General features: G+C 70.2%; 12 protein-coding genes, 1 tRNA gene and 1 pseudogene. 7 read left to right on the plus strand and 7 right to left on the minus strand.

Going from position 1 to position 13,454, the window contains the following annotated elements:
• Positions 1-117: 117 nt before the first annotated feature.
• Together Msi02_RS02925 and Msi02_RS02930 are read right to left on the minus strand one after the other, a co-directional pair.
• The gene (locus tag Msi02_RS02925) at positions 118-744 is read right to left on the minus strand and encodes a hypothetical protein (RefSeq protein ID WP_204046922.1); all 627 of its coding nucleotides are present in this window, start codon (positions 742-744) and stop codon (positions 118-120) included.
• A gap of 163 nt (positions 745-907) precedes the next feature.
• A complete protein-coding gene (locus Msi02_RS02930; protein WP_204046923.1) occupies positions 908-3,673 on the minus strand; it encodes a cellulose-binding domain-containing protein in 2,766 nt (921 codons plus the stop codon).
• 202 nt (positions 3,674-3,875) lie between these two features.
• Between Msi02_RS02930 and Msi02_RS02935 the strand changes: the two genes are divergently transcribed.
• On the plus strand, positions 3,876-4,703 hold the full coding sequence (locus tag Msi02_RS02935) for a patatin-like phospholipase family protein (RefSeq protein ID WP_204046924.1): 828 nt from the start codon (positions 3,876-3,878) through the stop codon (positions 4,701-4,703).
• Between the two features lie 129 nt (positions 4,704-4,832).
• Here the strand turns inward: Msi02_RS02935 and Msi02_RS02940 are convergent, their stop codons facing one another.
• Positions 4,833-5,030 (minus strand): DUF2795 domain-containing protein, encoded by a 198-nt coding sequence (locus Msi02_RS02940; RefSeq protein WP_079314299.1) that lies wholly within the window; start codon positions 5,028-5,030, stop codon positions 4,833-4,835.
• Positions 5,031-5,220: 190 nt separating this feature from the next.
• Between Msi02_RS02940 and Msi02_RS02945 the strand changes: the two genes are divergently transcribed.
• Together Msi02_RS02945 and Msi02_RS02950 are read left to right on the plus strand one after the other, a co-directional pair.
• Positions 5,221-6,894, plus strand: coding sequence for a sodium:solute symporter family protein (locus Msi02_RS02945; RefSeq protein WP_239108065.1), 1,674 nt, complete (start codon positions 5,221-5,223; stop codon positions 6,892-6,894).
• 9 nt (positions 6,895-6,903) lie between these two features.
• Positions 6,904-7,143, plus strand: coding sequence for a hypothetical protein (locus Msi02_RS02950; RefSeq protein ID WP_204046926.1), 240 nt, complete (start codon positions 6,904-6,906; stop codon positions 7,141-7,143).
• 48 nt (positions 7,144-7,191) lie between these two features.
• On the opposite strand, the gene Msi02_RS02955 is transcribed toward Msi02_RS02950, so the two are convergent.
• Positions 7,192-7,869: a TetR/AcrR family transcriptional regulator gene (locus tag Msi02_RS02955; RefSeq protein WP_079314340.1), complete on the minus strand. Its 678-nt coding sequence runs from the start codon at positions 7,867-7,869 to the stop codon at positions 7,192-7,194.
• 47 nt (positions 7,870-7,916) lie between these two features.
• Between Msi02_RS02955 and Msi02_RS02960 the strand changes: the two genes are divergently transcribed.
• Positions 7,917-8,798 carry a hypothetical protein gene (locus Msi02_RS02960; protein ID WP_204046927.1) on the plus strand — a complete coding sequence of 294 codons (882 nt, stop codon included), beginning with the start codon at positions 7,917-7,919 and terminating at the stop codon, positions 8,796-8,798.
• Entirely contained in the window at positions 8,795-10,135 is a 1,341-nt protein-coding gene (locus Msi02_RS02965) for a methyltransferase family protein (RefSeq protein WP_239108066.1), read from the plus strand. Before Msi02_RS02960 ends, Msi02_RS02965 begins: the two co-directional genes overlap by 4 nt.
• A gap of 39 nt (positions 10,136-10,174) precedes the next feature.
• Here the strand turns inward: Msi02_RS02965 and Msi02_RS02970 are convergent, their stop codons facing one another.
• The gene (locus tag Msi02_RS02970) at positions 10,175-11,191 is read right to left on the minus strand and encodes a substrate-binding domain-containing protein (protein WP_204046928.1); all 1,017 of its coding nucleotides are present in this window, start codon (positions 11,189-11,191) and stop codon (positions 10,175-10,177) included.
• Positions 11,192-11,431: 240 nt separating this feature from the next.
• On the opposite strand from Msi02_RS02970, the gene Msi02_RS02975 reads away from it, so the two are divergent.
• Positions 11,432-11,508, plus strand: a tRNA-Ile gene (locus Msi02_RS02975).
• A gap of 47 nt (positions 11,509-11,555) precedes the next feature.
• Positions 11,556-11,747: pseudogene (locus Msi02_RS44745) on the plus strand (hypothetical protein); the annotation flags it as partial.
• Positions 11,748-12,326: 579 nt separating this feature from the next.
• Here the strand turns inward: Msi02_RS44745 and Msi02_RS02985 are convergent.
• Positions 12,327-12,704 carry a hypothetical protein gene (locus Msi02_RS02985; RefSeq protein WP_204046930.1) on the minus strand — a complete coding sequence of 126 codons (378 nt, stop codon included), beginning with the start codon at positions 12,702-12,704 and terminating at the stop codon, positions 12,327-12,329.
• Entirely contained in the window at positions 12,701-12,943 is a 243-nt protein-coding gene (locus Msi02_RS02990) for a hypothetical protein (RefSeq protein ID WP_204046931.1), read from the minus strand. The genes Msi02_RS02985 and Msi02_RS02990 overlap by 4 nt, the downstream gene beginning before the upstream one ends.
• Positions 12,944-13,454: the final 511 nt, after the last annotated feature.

Below are 13,454 nucleotides of genomic sequence, written 5' to 3' on the forward strand. Positions count from 1 at the left end.
CAGTCGAAGGTCACATCCGTAGGGCCTTTTCTCACCAATCACGGTGATGTCGCAGGCGCCCGCGCTCCCCACCCCGGCCGGGCGATGAGAACCCCCGCGCTCTGTCGAGATGGGCCGTCACTCTCGGCGGTCCGAGGCGAACGAGTCGAGTTCGGCCGCTCGTCGCAGGTCCTTGGGGCGGCCTATGGCGCGGCGCATCCGGATGAGGTCTTCCCGGGAGGCGTAGTGGACCGACAAGCCGCCCGGGTCGACGGCGGTGATCGCCCTGTCGAGGATCTCCCGGACGCGGAGGTCGCCCCAGGGGAGCGCTGGAGTGCAGCAGTCGCCGCTGGCTCCGGGTGAGGTGAACTGCACTTTGGGGCGGAGTAGGGAATCCGGATGAGTCGCCATAGCGGTGCCTGTTTCGTCGGCGAGTTGGGCGTCGACGGAGACGAAGGCGGCCGCCAGGGCCGGGGCGTGGGCCGGTGCACCGTCCCAGAGCAGATCTAGATCGCCGGTCAGCTCGGCGGATCCATGCATGATGCCGGCGACTTGCCCGATCACCACGGCTCGGGCGCCATTGCGATGGAGGGCTTCGAGTAGCGGAAACGGATCGAACCCGAGGGCTGCGTCCGTGCCGATCGTGCCGACGTCGTCGGCGTCCTCGTGGCCCAGGCTGGTGCCCGCCCGGCTCAGGGCAAGTTCTTGCGTGCGCCGGACGGCGGCGCGGAGTCGTTCCAGTGGTGCGTCGATCATCTGGCTCATGCAACACCCGGGCGCACTCGTGGCGCACCCGAATTTCACGACCATCGAAGGGTGTGGAGCCACTCCTCGGAAGCGGTACCTCGGGTGCGGTGGCATGGCCGTCGGACGGGCCGTACGGATGGGCCGGGTTGCGGCTCATCCGTACGGCCGTTGGCGTGTTATCTCACGAGGCGGTGCAGGTCACGGGCGACGGGACGGCGTTGGTGCCGTTCCAGCTCGCCTGGAAGCCGAACGTGGTGGACGCCCCGGAGCCGACCGAGCCGTTGTAGCTCACGTTGGTGACCGTGACGTTCGCCCCGGACTGACTGACCGTGCCGTTCCAGAGCTGGCTGATCGTCTGGCCGTTCGCGAAGGCCCACTTGACGCTCCAGCCGCTGATCGAGGCGCTGCCGGTGTTCTTCACCGTGACCTCGCCCTGGAAGCCGCCCGGCCACTGGTTGACCACCTTGTACGTCGCCGAGCACCCCTTGCCGCCCGACGGGCTCGCCGAGGGCGACGGGCTCGGGGACGGGCTGGCGGACGGCGACGGGCTGGGCGACGGACTCGCGGACGGCGACGCCGACGGGCTCGGGGACGGCGACTTCGAGGGAGAGGCCGAGGGCGACGCGGACGGGGACGCCGACGGCGAAGCGGACGGCGACGGCGAGGGGGAGGTTCCGCCGTTGCGGTCCCCGTAGATGATGCCCCGGCCGTTGGTGCCGAGGTAGACCCGGCCGTAGATCCGCGGGTCGCCGGTCAGGGCCTCGCCCGCGTTGCCGTACTGGTGCTGGTCGTCGTTGACGCGCACCCAGCTCGCGCCGGTGTCGTCGGACCGGAACAGGCCCTGCACGCCGTCCACGGTCCCCATCAGGTAGAGGGCCTGGTACGTCTTGCCGGGCGCCGCCTTGCCGAAGCCGATGTTGATCGAGCTGCCGACGTTCGACAGCTTGGTGAACGAGGCGCCGGAGTCGGTGGAGTGCCACAGGCCGCCCTCGCCGGCCAGCCAGACGTCGCCCTCCTTGCCGGGCAGCGCCTTGAAGTGCACGCCGGTCGTGGGCAGCCCGGTCGCCGCGGTGGCGCCGAAGCTCGCGCCGCCGTTGGTGCTCACGTAGAACTTGCCGCCGGAGAAGGCGTAGAACTTCTGCGCGTTCACCCGGTCGGACTCGACGATCGCGTTGGCCGGTACGCCGCTGGAGGCGGTCCAGCTGTTGCCGTAGCCGACGGAGTAGACGACCTGCTGGCCGGAGTCGCCCGGCGCCCAGACGAAGCGGCTGCCGTCGGCCGCCGCCGCGACGGTGCCGCCGCTGTTGATCCCGCCGGGCTCGGTGCCCTGGAACCAGTTGGCCCCGCCGTCGGTGGAGAACGCCACGTGGCTGTCGTTCGGGCGGTCGGAGTCGGTGAAGTTGCCGGCCCGCACCATCACGCTCGGGTTGGTCTCGGCGTAGTCGAGCGAGGTCGTGGAGGTGAAGACGGGCTGGGTGAACATCATGGACGGCACGGCGTCGAGGTTGGTGTGCCGGAAGCCGCCGATGTCGCCGAGCGCGCTGACCAGCGGGGCGCCGCTGGGCGGGCTGATCAGATCGAGTACGGCGGTCTCCTCCAGGCCCTTCACCATCGGCTTGAGCGTGAACTGGCCGCCCGAGTCCCACTTCGTGAGGTCGGTGGTGCCGTAGATCGTCGCGCCGGTGCCGTACATCATCCGGTCGGAGTCGAACGGGTCGATCTCCACCGACTCGTTCATCCAGCCGAGCTTGGGCGTGACCTCGGGCGGCTGGGGGTTCGTGCCGAAGGTCAGCCACGGAGCGGCGGAGATGTCCATCTTGTAGCGGAAGCTACGGTTCGGGTAGGACGTCCAGTCCCAGATCCGGGTCCAGGTCGCGCCGCTGTCGGTGCTCCTGAAGAAGATCGCATCGGGCCACCAGGAGACCTGGGTGGCGACCATGATCGTGCCAGGGTGCTGCCGGTCGATGGTCAGGCCGCTGTAGCCGAAGTAGTCGTCGGAGCTGCTGGACGGGATCGGGCTGATCTGGGTCCAGGTGCCGGTGGCGGTGGCGTAGCGCCACACGTCGCCCTTGGCGCCGTCGTACGGGCCACCGGTGTCGCTCGTGGCGATGTAGAGGTAGCCGTTGGTCGTGTCGAGCACGCCCTTGTGGGCGATGTAGCCGGTCGGCTGGCCGGCGACCCGCTCCCAGGAGGTGCCGCCGTTGGTGGTGCGGTAGACGGTGTTGTCCTTGTCGGCCACGCCCACGTAGATGGTCTGGGTGGCGTTGCCGGAGGTGCCGGTCCGCTTGTCGAAGGTCACCCAGACGACGCCCTGGATGTCACCCTGGTAGTCGTCGGTGCCCGCGCGGTAGTTGCCGACGTTGGGGAAGTTCGTCACCTTCGACCAGGTCGCGCCGGAGTCGGTGCTCCGCCACAGGCCGTTGCCGCTGGGCGCGCCGAAGTAGAGGATGCTGTTCTTGTTCGGGTCCACCGCGAGGCGCTCGCCCATGCCGCGGCCGGGCATGTTGCCGCCCAGCTTGAACGGCAGCGGGCTCACCTGCCAGGTGTCGCCCTTGTTCGACGAGCGCAGGATCGCGCCATTGTTGGGGTCCCAGCTGTTGGTGTACATGCCGACGGCGGCGTACACCTTGTTGGCGTCCACCGGGTCGGGGGCGATGCTGGCGACGCCGTTGTAGCCCCAGTTGGACTGCCCGACCCAGTCGAGCAGGGGTGTCCAGGTCTGGGAGGACTGGTTCCAGCGGTACGCGCCGCCGATGTCGGTACGCGCGTAGATCAGGTCCTTCTGGACGGGGCTGAAGACGATCCCGGGGACGAAGCCGCCGCCGAGGATCTGCACGTTCTTGAACGTGTACGGGTCGGCCGCGACGGCCGATACGGGGCTCATTCTGATCACGGCCGTGACCAGCGCCACGGCGGCGACCACGAGCATGGTTGCGAATCTTCGCATGGACGGTTTTCCCTCCGAGCACGGACAACCGGCCATGCACGACCAGGTGGGGACCCTGACCGTCCTTCTCCCACGTGCATGGAAATCTGAAGGGAAGATTCACATACCAGCGGAAGCCCCGTCAATAGTTTGGCGTCCAGACAAATTGCAACCGGTTTCACCACGTCCCGGGCACACACTCCCGTGGAACATAATTCTGGACATGACTACTGCTCTCGTGCTCGGCGGCGGAGGAGTCGCCGGCATCGCCTGGGAGGCGGGGATCGTCACCGGCCTGCGCCGTCACGGCGTGGACCTGGGGACGGCGGACCGGATCATCGGCACCTCGGCCGGGTCGGTCGTCGGCACGCTGGTGGCCACCGGCGCCGACCTGGAGGAGGCGATCGCCCACCAGGCCGAGGTGGACACCGGCCCGCCCCCGGCCATCGACCACATGGACGAGGTCATGCAGGCGTTCGCCATCATGTTCGACCCGAACCTCGACCGGCGGGAGGCCCGGCGCCGGGTCGGTCAGATGGCCCTGGCGGCCAGGGTCGACCACTACGCCGAGCGGCTCGCGGCGGTCGGCGAACGGCTCCCGGTGAAGGAGTGGCCCGAGCGCGAGCTGCTCATCACCAGCGTGGACGCGGCCACCGGCGAGTTCGTCGTGTGGGACCGGTCCTCCGGCGCGCCGCTGGTGCTCGCCGTCGCGTCGAGCTGCGCGGTGCCGATGGTCTTCCCGCCCGTGGAGATCAACGGCCGCAGGTACGTGGACGGCGGGGTCCGCTCGGCGACCAACGCCGACCTCGCGGAGGGCGCCCGCGCGCTCGTGGTGCTCGAACCGCTCGGCAACCTGACCCCCCGGGCCGTCCTCGATGCCGAGATGGCGAAGGCGGGCGCGGCCGCGTCGTACGTCGTCCACCCCGACACGGCGTCGGTCGCGGTGTTCGGCGAGAACGTCCTCGACCCGGCCCTGTGGGGACCGGCCTTCGCGGCGGGGCTCGACCAGGCCGCCGCCCTCGTCGAGCCGATCGCCGCCGTCTGGTCCTGACGCCTGCCGCGCCGTTCCCCCCGGTGACGCGGTCATGAGCGGGCGGCCGGTACGGGAGCCCTCCCGCGCCGGCCGCCCGATGCCGGGACCGGTCTCTCACCGGCCCCCTTTCTCACGGGCCCTCTTCACTCACCGGGCCTCGGTGACCGCCTTGCTGACCGCGTTGGGGCCGTCGTACTGCCGGTCCGGGATGCGTTCCAGCGCGTCGATGACGTTGTCGTCCGCGCCCTGGTCGCGGGCCGTGCGGATCAGGTCCGACTTGCCGGCCGGGTAGTCGACGCCCTTCAGGTGCTTCTGCATCTGGATCGGGTTCGGTGCGTCGGCCATGACGTGCCTCCCTTCCTCGGTGTTCCTCCTGCTCTCCCTCGCCTACCCGGTCGCTCCCCCGTCACTCGGGACTCCGGCGCGTACGTCACCCGATTGGGCTTTGCAGCGCCCTCACCTGCGGTTTTGTCACGATTGGGTATACGGGGGCCAAGTTTGTGAAACGACGAGACCTACGGGTAGCTGGCATCGCGTGCCTGATGCCCAATTGCTGGCCGCACAGGATCTGCGGCTCGACGTCAACGTTCTGGACTACGTGATCCTCGCCCTGTACTTCCTCGTGGTACTGGGAATCGGCTTCGCCGCCAAACGGGCCGTACGGACGAGTCTGGACTTCTTCCTTTCGGGCCGCGCACTCCCCGCCTGGATCACCGGCCTGGCCTTCATGTCCGCCAACCTCGGCGCCACCGAGGTCCTCGGCATGGCGGCGAACGGCGCGCAGTACGGTGCGATGACCCTGCACTACTACTGGATCGGCGCGGTCCCCGCCATGGTGTTCCTCGGCATCGTGATGATGCCGTTCTACTACCGGTCCAAGGTGCACAGCGTCCCGGAGTTCATGCGCCGCCGCTTCAACGGGGCGACCCAGCTGCTCAACGCCGGCACCTTCGCCGTCGCGCAGATCCTCATCGCCGGGATCAACCTGTACGCGCTGGCGCTCATCATGGACGCCATGCTCGGCTGGCCGCTGTGGCTGTCCATCATCGTGTCGGCCGCGATCGTGCTGGCGTACATCACCCTCGGCGGCCTGTCCTCGGCGATCTACAACGAGGTCATGCAGTTCTTCGTGATCGTCGCCGGGCTCGTGCCGGTGGTGATCATCGGCCTGACCCGGGTCGGCGGCTTCTCCGGCCTCGGCGAGAAGGTCAAGCAGAGCGTGCTCGGCGAGGGCGGGCTGCACACCTGGGCGCACACCGCCGGCACCGACAACCCGCTCAACGCCAACTGGATCGGCCTGGTCTTCGGCCTCGGCTTCGTGCTGTCCTTCGGCTACTGGACCACGAACTTCGCCGAGGTCCAGCGCGCGCTGTCGGCCCGCAACACCAACGCCGCCCGGCTGACCCCGATCGTCGCGGCCTATCCGAAGCTCGTGATCCCGATCGTCACCGTGATCCCCGGTCTCGTCGCGGTCGTGCTGTTCGGCAACCTCGGCAAGGACGGCGGGCCGACGTACAACGAGGCGATCCCGCTGCTCATGAACGAGTTCCTGCCCAACGGCGTGCTCGGCGTCGCGGTGACCGGCCTGCTCGCGTCGTTCATGGCCGGCATGGCCGCCAACATCAGCGGCTTCAACACGGTCTTCACCCAGGACATCTGGAAGGCGCACATCAACGGCGACCACCCCGACGAGTGGTACGTGCGGCTCGGCCGCATCGCCACCGTGGTCGGCGTCCTCGCCGGAATCGGCACGGCGTTCATCGCCGCCGGGTTCGGCAACATCATGAACTACCTGCAGTCGCTGTTCTCGTTCTTCAACGCCCCGCTGTTCGCGACGTTCATCATCGGCCTGTTCTGGCGGCGGATGACCGCCTGGGCGGGCTTCTGGGGCCTGCTGACCGGCACCGTGTGCGCCTTCGCCTCGTACATCCTCTACAAGGCGGGCGTGTTCGACTTCGGCACCGAGCTGAACGCGAGCTTCTGGGGCGCCGGCATCGCCTTCGTGGTCGACGCGATCGTCTCCGTCGTGGTCACGCTCGCCACCACCCCCAAGCCGGAGAGCGAGCTGCGCGGGCTCGTCTACGGCCTGAGCGACGCGTCCGTCGCCGACGACGCGCTGGCGGGAGACACCGCCTGGTACCGCTCCCCCGTGATCCTCGGCGCCGGGGCGGTGGTCCTCGCCGCGGCGTTCTACCTGCCCTTCCTGTAGGAGGTTCGCATGGCCGCCCCACAACGGCTCTTCGACATCCGCCGCGTGATCGGTGGTCTGTTCCTGGTGTACGGACTGATCCTCACGGTCACCGGGCTGTTCGACAGCGCCCAGGAGATCCAGAAGGCGGAGGGCATCCGCATCAACCTGTGGACGGGCATCGCGATGCTCGTCGTCGGAGGCGCGTTCCTGCTCTGGGAACGCCTGCGCCCGTCCGACGGCCCCGCCCCCTCCGACGAGGAGGAGTGAACCGGTTCTTCCCCGGCCGCGGTCGCACCCGGTGCGACCGCGGCTCTTCTATTCCGGCGATTCGCTGGAGGCCGGGCGGCGGCGCCGGGGCATCCGCAGGGTGAGCAGCCGGGCGCGCGGCGCCACCCGCGCCGCCAGGCCGAACAACGCCTCGGTCCGCGTACGGTCCGCGTCGAGGTGCGTGAACAGGTTGACGCCCAGGTAGAAGGTGATCGCGGCGTACGCCACGTCGCGCGGGGGCAGGAGCCGGGCCAGCGGAGAGCCGCCGATCACCCGCTCGAGCGTCTGTTCCACGAAGTCGATCCATGGGTCGGCCCGCTTGACGATCTCGGCGCGTAGCTCGGGGCGGGCGATGCTGGCGCCGACCAGCTCGGAGAAGAGCGTGATGTGCCCGCCCTCGATGTCGGCCCTGTAGACGCGGGTGGCGGCCTCCACCAGCTCCTCCAGCGTCGTGGCCCCCGCGACGGTCTCCCGATGGGCCCGCATGCGCTCCTCCGACGAGCGGTCGAGGGCGGCCAGCAGCAGCGGGTCGACGCCGCCGAAGTGGTAGAAGACCAGCGCCGAGTTGACGCCCGCCGCCTTCGCGATCGTCCGGGCGCTCGTGCCCGCGTACCCCTGGGTCTTCAGCGTCTCCGCGGCCGCCTCGATGAGCCGGTCGCGCGTCTCCGCGCCCGAGTCCCGCCGTGTCGTCAACCCGCCTCCCTTGACAGCGCCCTCGATCCTCATCATACGGTTTAATCAGTCGATTAAATCCTTCGCTCAAGGAGCGCCGTATGGAGTCGGAAAACCCGGGGCGGCCCCGGCTCGTGCTTGTCGTGACGCTGGCCGGGCTGTTCGCCGCCTACCTGCTCTACGAGGTGCTCCACGCGGGCCATCTGGAGCAGACCTCGCTGTTCTACGTGGGGATCCCCGCGGCCATCGCGATCACCGTGGCGATCACGGCGCGGCCGAAGAGCGCCACCGGCATGGCCATGGCCACGATCACGGTCGGGCTCGCGCTGGCCGGGCCGCTGCTCGGCGAGGGCGTCGTCTGCCTGCTGATGTCGGCACCGCTCTTCTACTTCGTCGGCCTGCTCGTGGGCGTCTCGATCGACTACGCGCGCCGCAGGGGCGGGCACGCCGTGGCCGTCGCCGCCCCGCTGCTCCTGGTCGCCCTGCTCGAAGGCGCGACGCCGTTCACCTCGCTGCCGCGCGACGAGGAGGTCACGGCGGTCGCCACGGCGGCGCGGGACACCGACATCGAAGCCGCCCTGGCCCGCCCCCCCGCCTTCGGCCCGGTCACCTCGTCGTTGCTGCGGCTCGGCTTCCCCCGGCCGCTCGGATCGGAGGGGCGGGGACTCGCCGTCGGGGACACCCGGACGATCACCTTCACGCCCCGGCGGTCCTTCGGGATCAACGCCCCGCTGGAGCCGCGCGCCATGACGCTGCGCGTCGCCGAGCGCGCCCCCGGCCGGGCGGTCTTCCGGGTGGAGCGCGACACGACCCTCGCCCGGTGGATGGACCTGCGCGAGGCCGAGTTCCGCTGGCGGGGACGACGCCTCGAAGTGACCTTCCGCTACCGGCGCACCTTCGACCCGGGCTGGTACTTCGGGCCGCTCCAGCGGTACGCCGCGACGCAGGCGGCCGGCTACCTCGCCGCGACCTTCACCTCGTGATCACGGACATGGTGTCCACCGGCCCCGTGACGGCGGACTCCGCGATCGGGCTCCTGCGCGGCGCGGCCCTGTTCGGCCCGCTCGCCGCCGTCCTGGTCGCGGCCGCCGTACGCCGCCCGTCCGAGCGGGCGATCGCCGCCATGATCCTCGCGACGGCCTGGAACCTGCTCGTCCTCGCCCTGGTCAACGTGATCGCGGTGCGGGCCGGCTGGTGGTCCTTCTCCGCCCGGGGCGCGGTGGTGGAGGGCGTCCCGGTGGACCTGCTGCTCGGCTGGGCGCTGCTGTGGGGGGCGCTGCCCGCGCACGCGGCCCGCCGCCTGCCGCTCCCGCTGACCGTCCTCGCGCTCACCTGGCTGGACCTCGCGTTCATGCCCCTGGCCCGTCCGCTCGTACGGCTCGGCGGCGACTGGCTGTACGGCGAGGCGCTCGCGGTGGCGCTCAGCCTGGTGCCCGGCCTCCTGCTCGCCCGCTGGACCACCCGCGGCGTACGCCTGGGCGGGCGGGCCACGCTGCAGGCGGTGCTCGCGGGCGGGCTCATGCTCGGGCTGCCGGTCGCGCTCACCGGGGTGTGGCGGCAGCCCGGCTGGCTCGCGGGCCTCGGCGTCCAGGTGCTGGCCGCGCCGCTGACGCTCGGCCTGGCGGCCGTCCGGGAGTTCGCGGCGGCGGGCGGCACGCCGCTGCCGTACGACGCGCCGCGCCGCCTCGTCACCAGCGGGCCGTACGCGTACGTGCGCAACCCGATGCAGGTGTCGATGACGGCGAGCTACCTGCTCCTGGGCCTGCTGGACGTCCGCTTCCTGGCGGCGGCGGGCGTGACCGTCGCGTACGGCGCCGGGCTCGCGGCGTGGCACGAGGGTGAGCAGCTCGCCGGCCGCTTCGGCGGCGCGTGGGCCGCCTACCGGTCCGCCGTGCGGGCCTGGCTGCCCCGGCTGCGGCCCTCCCCCGCCATGGCGGAGGCGGTCGTCCACGTGTCGGCGACGTGCGGGCAGTGCGCGCCCGTCGGCAGGTGGATCCTGCGCCACGCCCCGGTCGCCCTCCGGGTGCGCCCGGCGGAGGAACATCCCCGGGGCCTGCGCCGGATGACGTACGAGCGCGCGGACGGGCTGCGGGCCGAGGGGGTGGCGGCCCTCGCCCACGCCGCCTCGCACCTCCATCTCGGCTGGGCGCTCGCCGGATGGGTCCTGCTGCTGCCCGGCCTGGGCTGGTTCGCCCAACTGTGCGCCGACGCCTTCGGGGCCGGGCCGCGAAGCGTGCCGTCCTGGCCCGCCGAACGGGGGACGGACGAGAACGGCTTCACCGAGCCCGCGGACGCGGCAAACCGGCGCCGCGTCCCGTGACCGGCCGTCGCCCGCTCGGGGCGACCGTGCATGGGCGAGTCAGTGCGGACGCGCGCCCTGCCCGCGGGCACTCCCGGGGGCGGGCGCCTCGCGAGCCGTGGCCTTCGTGACCACGGCGGGCGCGACCAGCACCGCCGGGATCGAAACCGTCGTCCCGTTGGACACGACGGCCGTGCCGTACACGGTCCTGCCACCCGCGACCTCGACCGCCAGTCTGGCGGCGGCCGACGCCTCGGCCGCGACGTCGGTACGCACGGTGGCGGTCTGCATGCCGGCCCTGACACGCCCCAGCGCCGCGGGCCGCCCGCCATGCCCGATCAGCGGCACCCCCGCCATTCCCGCCCGTGCCATCTCGGCCGCGACGGCCTCCGCCACCGCGTCGCTCGCGCAGCACACGCCCGCCACCTTCGCGGCCCCGCCGAGCGCGGCGACCGCCGCCGCCACCTCGCGTACGGCCTCGTCCGGTCGCGTCAGGTCCCGTTCCCAGCCGATCCTCACCCGGCCGTCGAGCACGGCGTGCAGGGCCCGCTTCACCGTCGCGGCGTACGGGTCCGTGGCGGGGCCGTTGAGGAGCAGCACCGGCCCCGCGCCCTTCATGGCGCCGAGCAGGGCCAGCGCCTGCTCCCGCCCGACGCGCGCGGGGTCCGTCGCCACGTAGGCGTCCACCGGCCCGTTCGCGAGCCGGTCGTACGCGACGACCTTCGCCCCGGACAGCTTGGCCCTGGCCACCCAAGGGGCGGCGGCCTCGGGATCCACCGCGCCGAGGACCAGCACCCGCACCCCGTCGGCCAGCATCCGGCCGATCTGCCGCCCCTGCCTGGCCCGGTCGCCCGCGGCGTTCGCGTACTGGACATGGCAGCGCGGGCAGAGGGACGACAGCGCCCGCGTGAACAGAGGCCGGTCGGGTCCCTCGCCGGGAAGCAGCAGGCCGACGGTGAAGCCGTCCCGCACGTCGCCGACCGCTCCGAGTTCCGCTCCCGGCTGCCGCCCGCCCTGTCCGCAGGCGGGAAGGGACATCAGGAGAAGCACGCAGACGCCCGCCAGTCGTCTCCCCACGGGGCACCCCCGATTCGTTGCGGAGCCACGTTTCGCAGAGCCGTCTTGTGGAGCGATGTCGCCTCATCTGTCACATACCCTGACATAGGCCCCATAACGCTTACTCCGGCAGCCCGACCCCACTGTGGACGATCATCCGCAGGACGATCGGGCGGGGATTACGCCCAGGGCCGAAGGCCGCCGCTCGCCTCCGCGCGCAGATCCCCTCACCCGCTAAGTTGTGAGAGACTCCACCATTGCGGGGCGGTAGCTCAGCCGGTCAGAGCATCGGACTCATAATCCGTGGGTCGTGGGTTCAAGTCCCACCCGCCCTACCACGTTTGATCAGGGAAACCCTGCCTGAGCTGCGGTTCCCTCATGGATCATGGGTTATTGCGCATGCAGCCGTAGGTCACCGAGAGCCGCCGTTTGCCGCCAGTCACCGGATACGCGGGATGACCACCGCGAGATCCTCGGCCCGGACGTCACCCTCCGCCGAAGACGGCGCGGGCTGGCCGGCCTTCCTGCGCGGTCCGTCGCCCGCGGCCTCGCCGGAGTGGAACTGGTGGTCTCCGACTGCCATGCCGGACTGCGGGACGTCCTGGATCATCGTGCGCAGCAGGTCCGGGCTCGCCGCAGCCAGGGTCTCCTCCAAGTACTCCCCGGCAGCCGGCACAATGTCATTGACGTCCCCTTCGTGTTGGTATGAGCGTGTTTTCACTGCCGCGCGCACCGGTTCTTCTCCACCGCTCGCTGGTGCGCCGACGCCCTCGGGCTGGTGTTGTTGGATCTGGTCGTGATCCGGCTACTGCCGCCGGGCTCGGCGATCACTGCGGTGTTCGATGACACCTGTTCAAACTGTCTCAAACTGCCGGACAAGAAGGTGTACAGGACGACCCCACTTGGAGGATGGTCCGGATTGGACAGGAGTTGCACCAGCGCTGTCTACCAGGCAAGGAACCAGATTGAGACGGCCTCGGACAGGGACCAAAGCGTGGACGACGTCGGCGGGCGACCACCCCTGATTCTCACGCCCGGCACGGGCATGGCGGAAGGAACATCGGCGCCAACGAGGGGAAGCTCAAGGTGCCGGGCAACTGCGCCGCAGTGTTGTACCTACGACTGCAGCGAACAGAAGCCGGACGTCCGGCGACCGTCAGGCGCTTACCTTCAATTGGTGGACACGCTGCTTGGATAGGCCCATGACGCGTGCCGTGTCTGGCTCCGACCAATGACTCGTCAGCACCTTCGCGGCCTTGACGGCTAGTTCCATGGCGCGCTTGGTGTGAGCTTCCGCTAGTTCCTTCTCACGGCTGTATTCCGCTACCACCCCTGCGACCTCCTCTGGAAGATCGAAGACGAACTTCACGCCAGGAGTTTCCTCGGGCCAGGCCCAGGCGTGGATCTCCGCCAAGTCGCGCTCCAGTTGAGACAAGGAGCTTGCCACACCGACTCCTTCGACCTCCCCCGTAGGGCAGCGCGACACCCACCGCCCATTCTCGGAGGTGACGACATACGTGATTGTCTTGCTCATCGGCTCATCCTTTCTACGACCGCCTCCAGACGCTTGAGGGCTTCGCGAAAGAGCTCCGGGTCGCGATCCGGGTCGGCAGGGATCATGACAGGAACCGAGATGACGCCATCCTTGATCACACGCAGCGCGCACATGTCGCTCTTGAGGTGGTACAGCCAGTCAGCTGTGGCGCCTGCGGCCGCCACGATCGTAGCCACCTCGGCGAGCTGTCGCATGTGTGGAGGAAGGACCTCGGCCATGGCGATGAGCATACCTCACTAGGAAGCTACCTCCTAGAGGAGTAGGAGAGTGCTTCCTAGCGGGTAGTAACCCTCACACCCTGCGATCGGCCGGGATCGCTGGCTCAGTCGAACGGCTAACCCGTCCGTACCCTGGCGATCCACCACTCGCCCCCGGAGACCGCATGCCGCAGCTCGCCTTCGCCAACAGTTTCCGGGAGAGCTCCGACGCGAAAACTCGAAGATCTCGGCCGCCAGTGCGCCGCCGACCCAGCGACAGAGCTGCACCTCGACGGCGACTGAGTCCATTGTCCGCGAGGGCTTCCAGGATGCGGCGGTCTACCATCTCGGGTTGCCCTCGATGCACTTGGTGTAGACCCTGAGCATTACGTCGACGCCGTGCCCGGCCCGCTCCGCGGCTTCCGGCGGGCGGACACCCGCATGGAGCAAGAGGGACACGGCCGCGTGATGCGCGGGATGATGCCGGTCGCGTTTCTGTAGGCCGAACGATCAGGTCGCCGAACTCAGGGAG

Source organism: Microbispora siamensis (genome assembly GCF_016863095.1).
GTDB classification, from domain to species: domain Bacteria; phylum Actinomycetota; class Actinomycetes; order Streptosporangiales; family Streptosporangiaceae; genus Microbispora; species Microbispora siamensis.

Excerpts from the sequence above, each read along its gene's own strand:
- Msi02_RS02925 (WP_204046922.1), bottom strand. The coding sequence starts at position 744 with ATGAGCCAGATGATCGACGCACCACTGGAACGACTCCGCGCCGCCGTC.
- Msi02_RS02930 (WP_204046923.1), bottom strand. The coding sequence starts at position 3,673 with ATGCGAAGATTCGCAACCATGCTCGTGGTCGCCGCCGTGGCGCTGGTC.
- Msi02_RS02935 (WP_204046924.1), top strand. The coding sequence starts at position 3,876 with ATGACTACTGCTCTCGTGCTCGGCGGCGGAGGAGTCGCCGGCATCGCC.
- Msi02_RS02940 (WP_079314299.1), bottom strand. The coding sequence starts at position 5,030 with ATGGCCGACGCACCGAACCCGATCCAGATGCAGAAGCACCTGAAGGGC.
- Msi02_RS02950 (WP_204046926.1), top strand. The coding sequence starts at position 6,904 with ATGGCCGCCCCACAACGGCTCTTCGACATCCGCCGCGTGATCGGTGGT.
- Msi02_RS02955 (WP_079314340.1), bottom strand. The coding sequence starts at position 7,869 with ATGAGGATCGAGGGCGCTGTCAAGGGAGGCGGGTTGACGACACGGCGG.
- Msi02_RS02960 (WP_204046927.1), top strand. The coding sequence starts at position 7,917 with ATGGAGTCGGAAAACCCGGGGCGGCCCCGGCTCGTGCTTGTCGTGACG.
- Msi02_RS02985 (WP_204046930.1), bottom strand. The coding sequence starts at position 12,704 with ATGAGCAAGACAATCACGTATGTCGTCACCTCCGAGAATGGGCGGTGG.
- Msi02_RS02990 (WP_204046931.1), bottom strand. The coding sequence starts at position 12,943 with ATGGCCGAGGTCCTTCCTCCACACATGCGACAGCTCGCCGAGGTGGCT.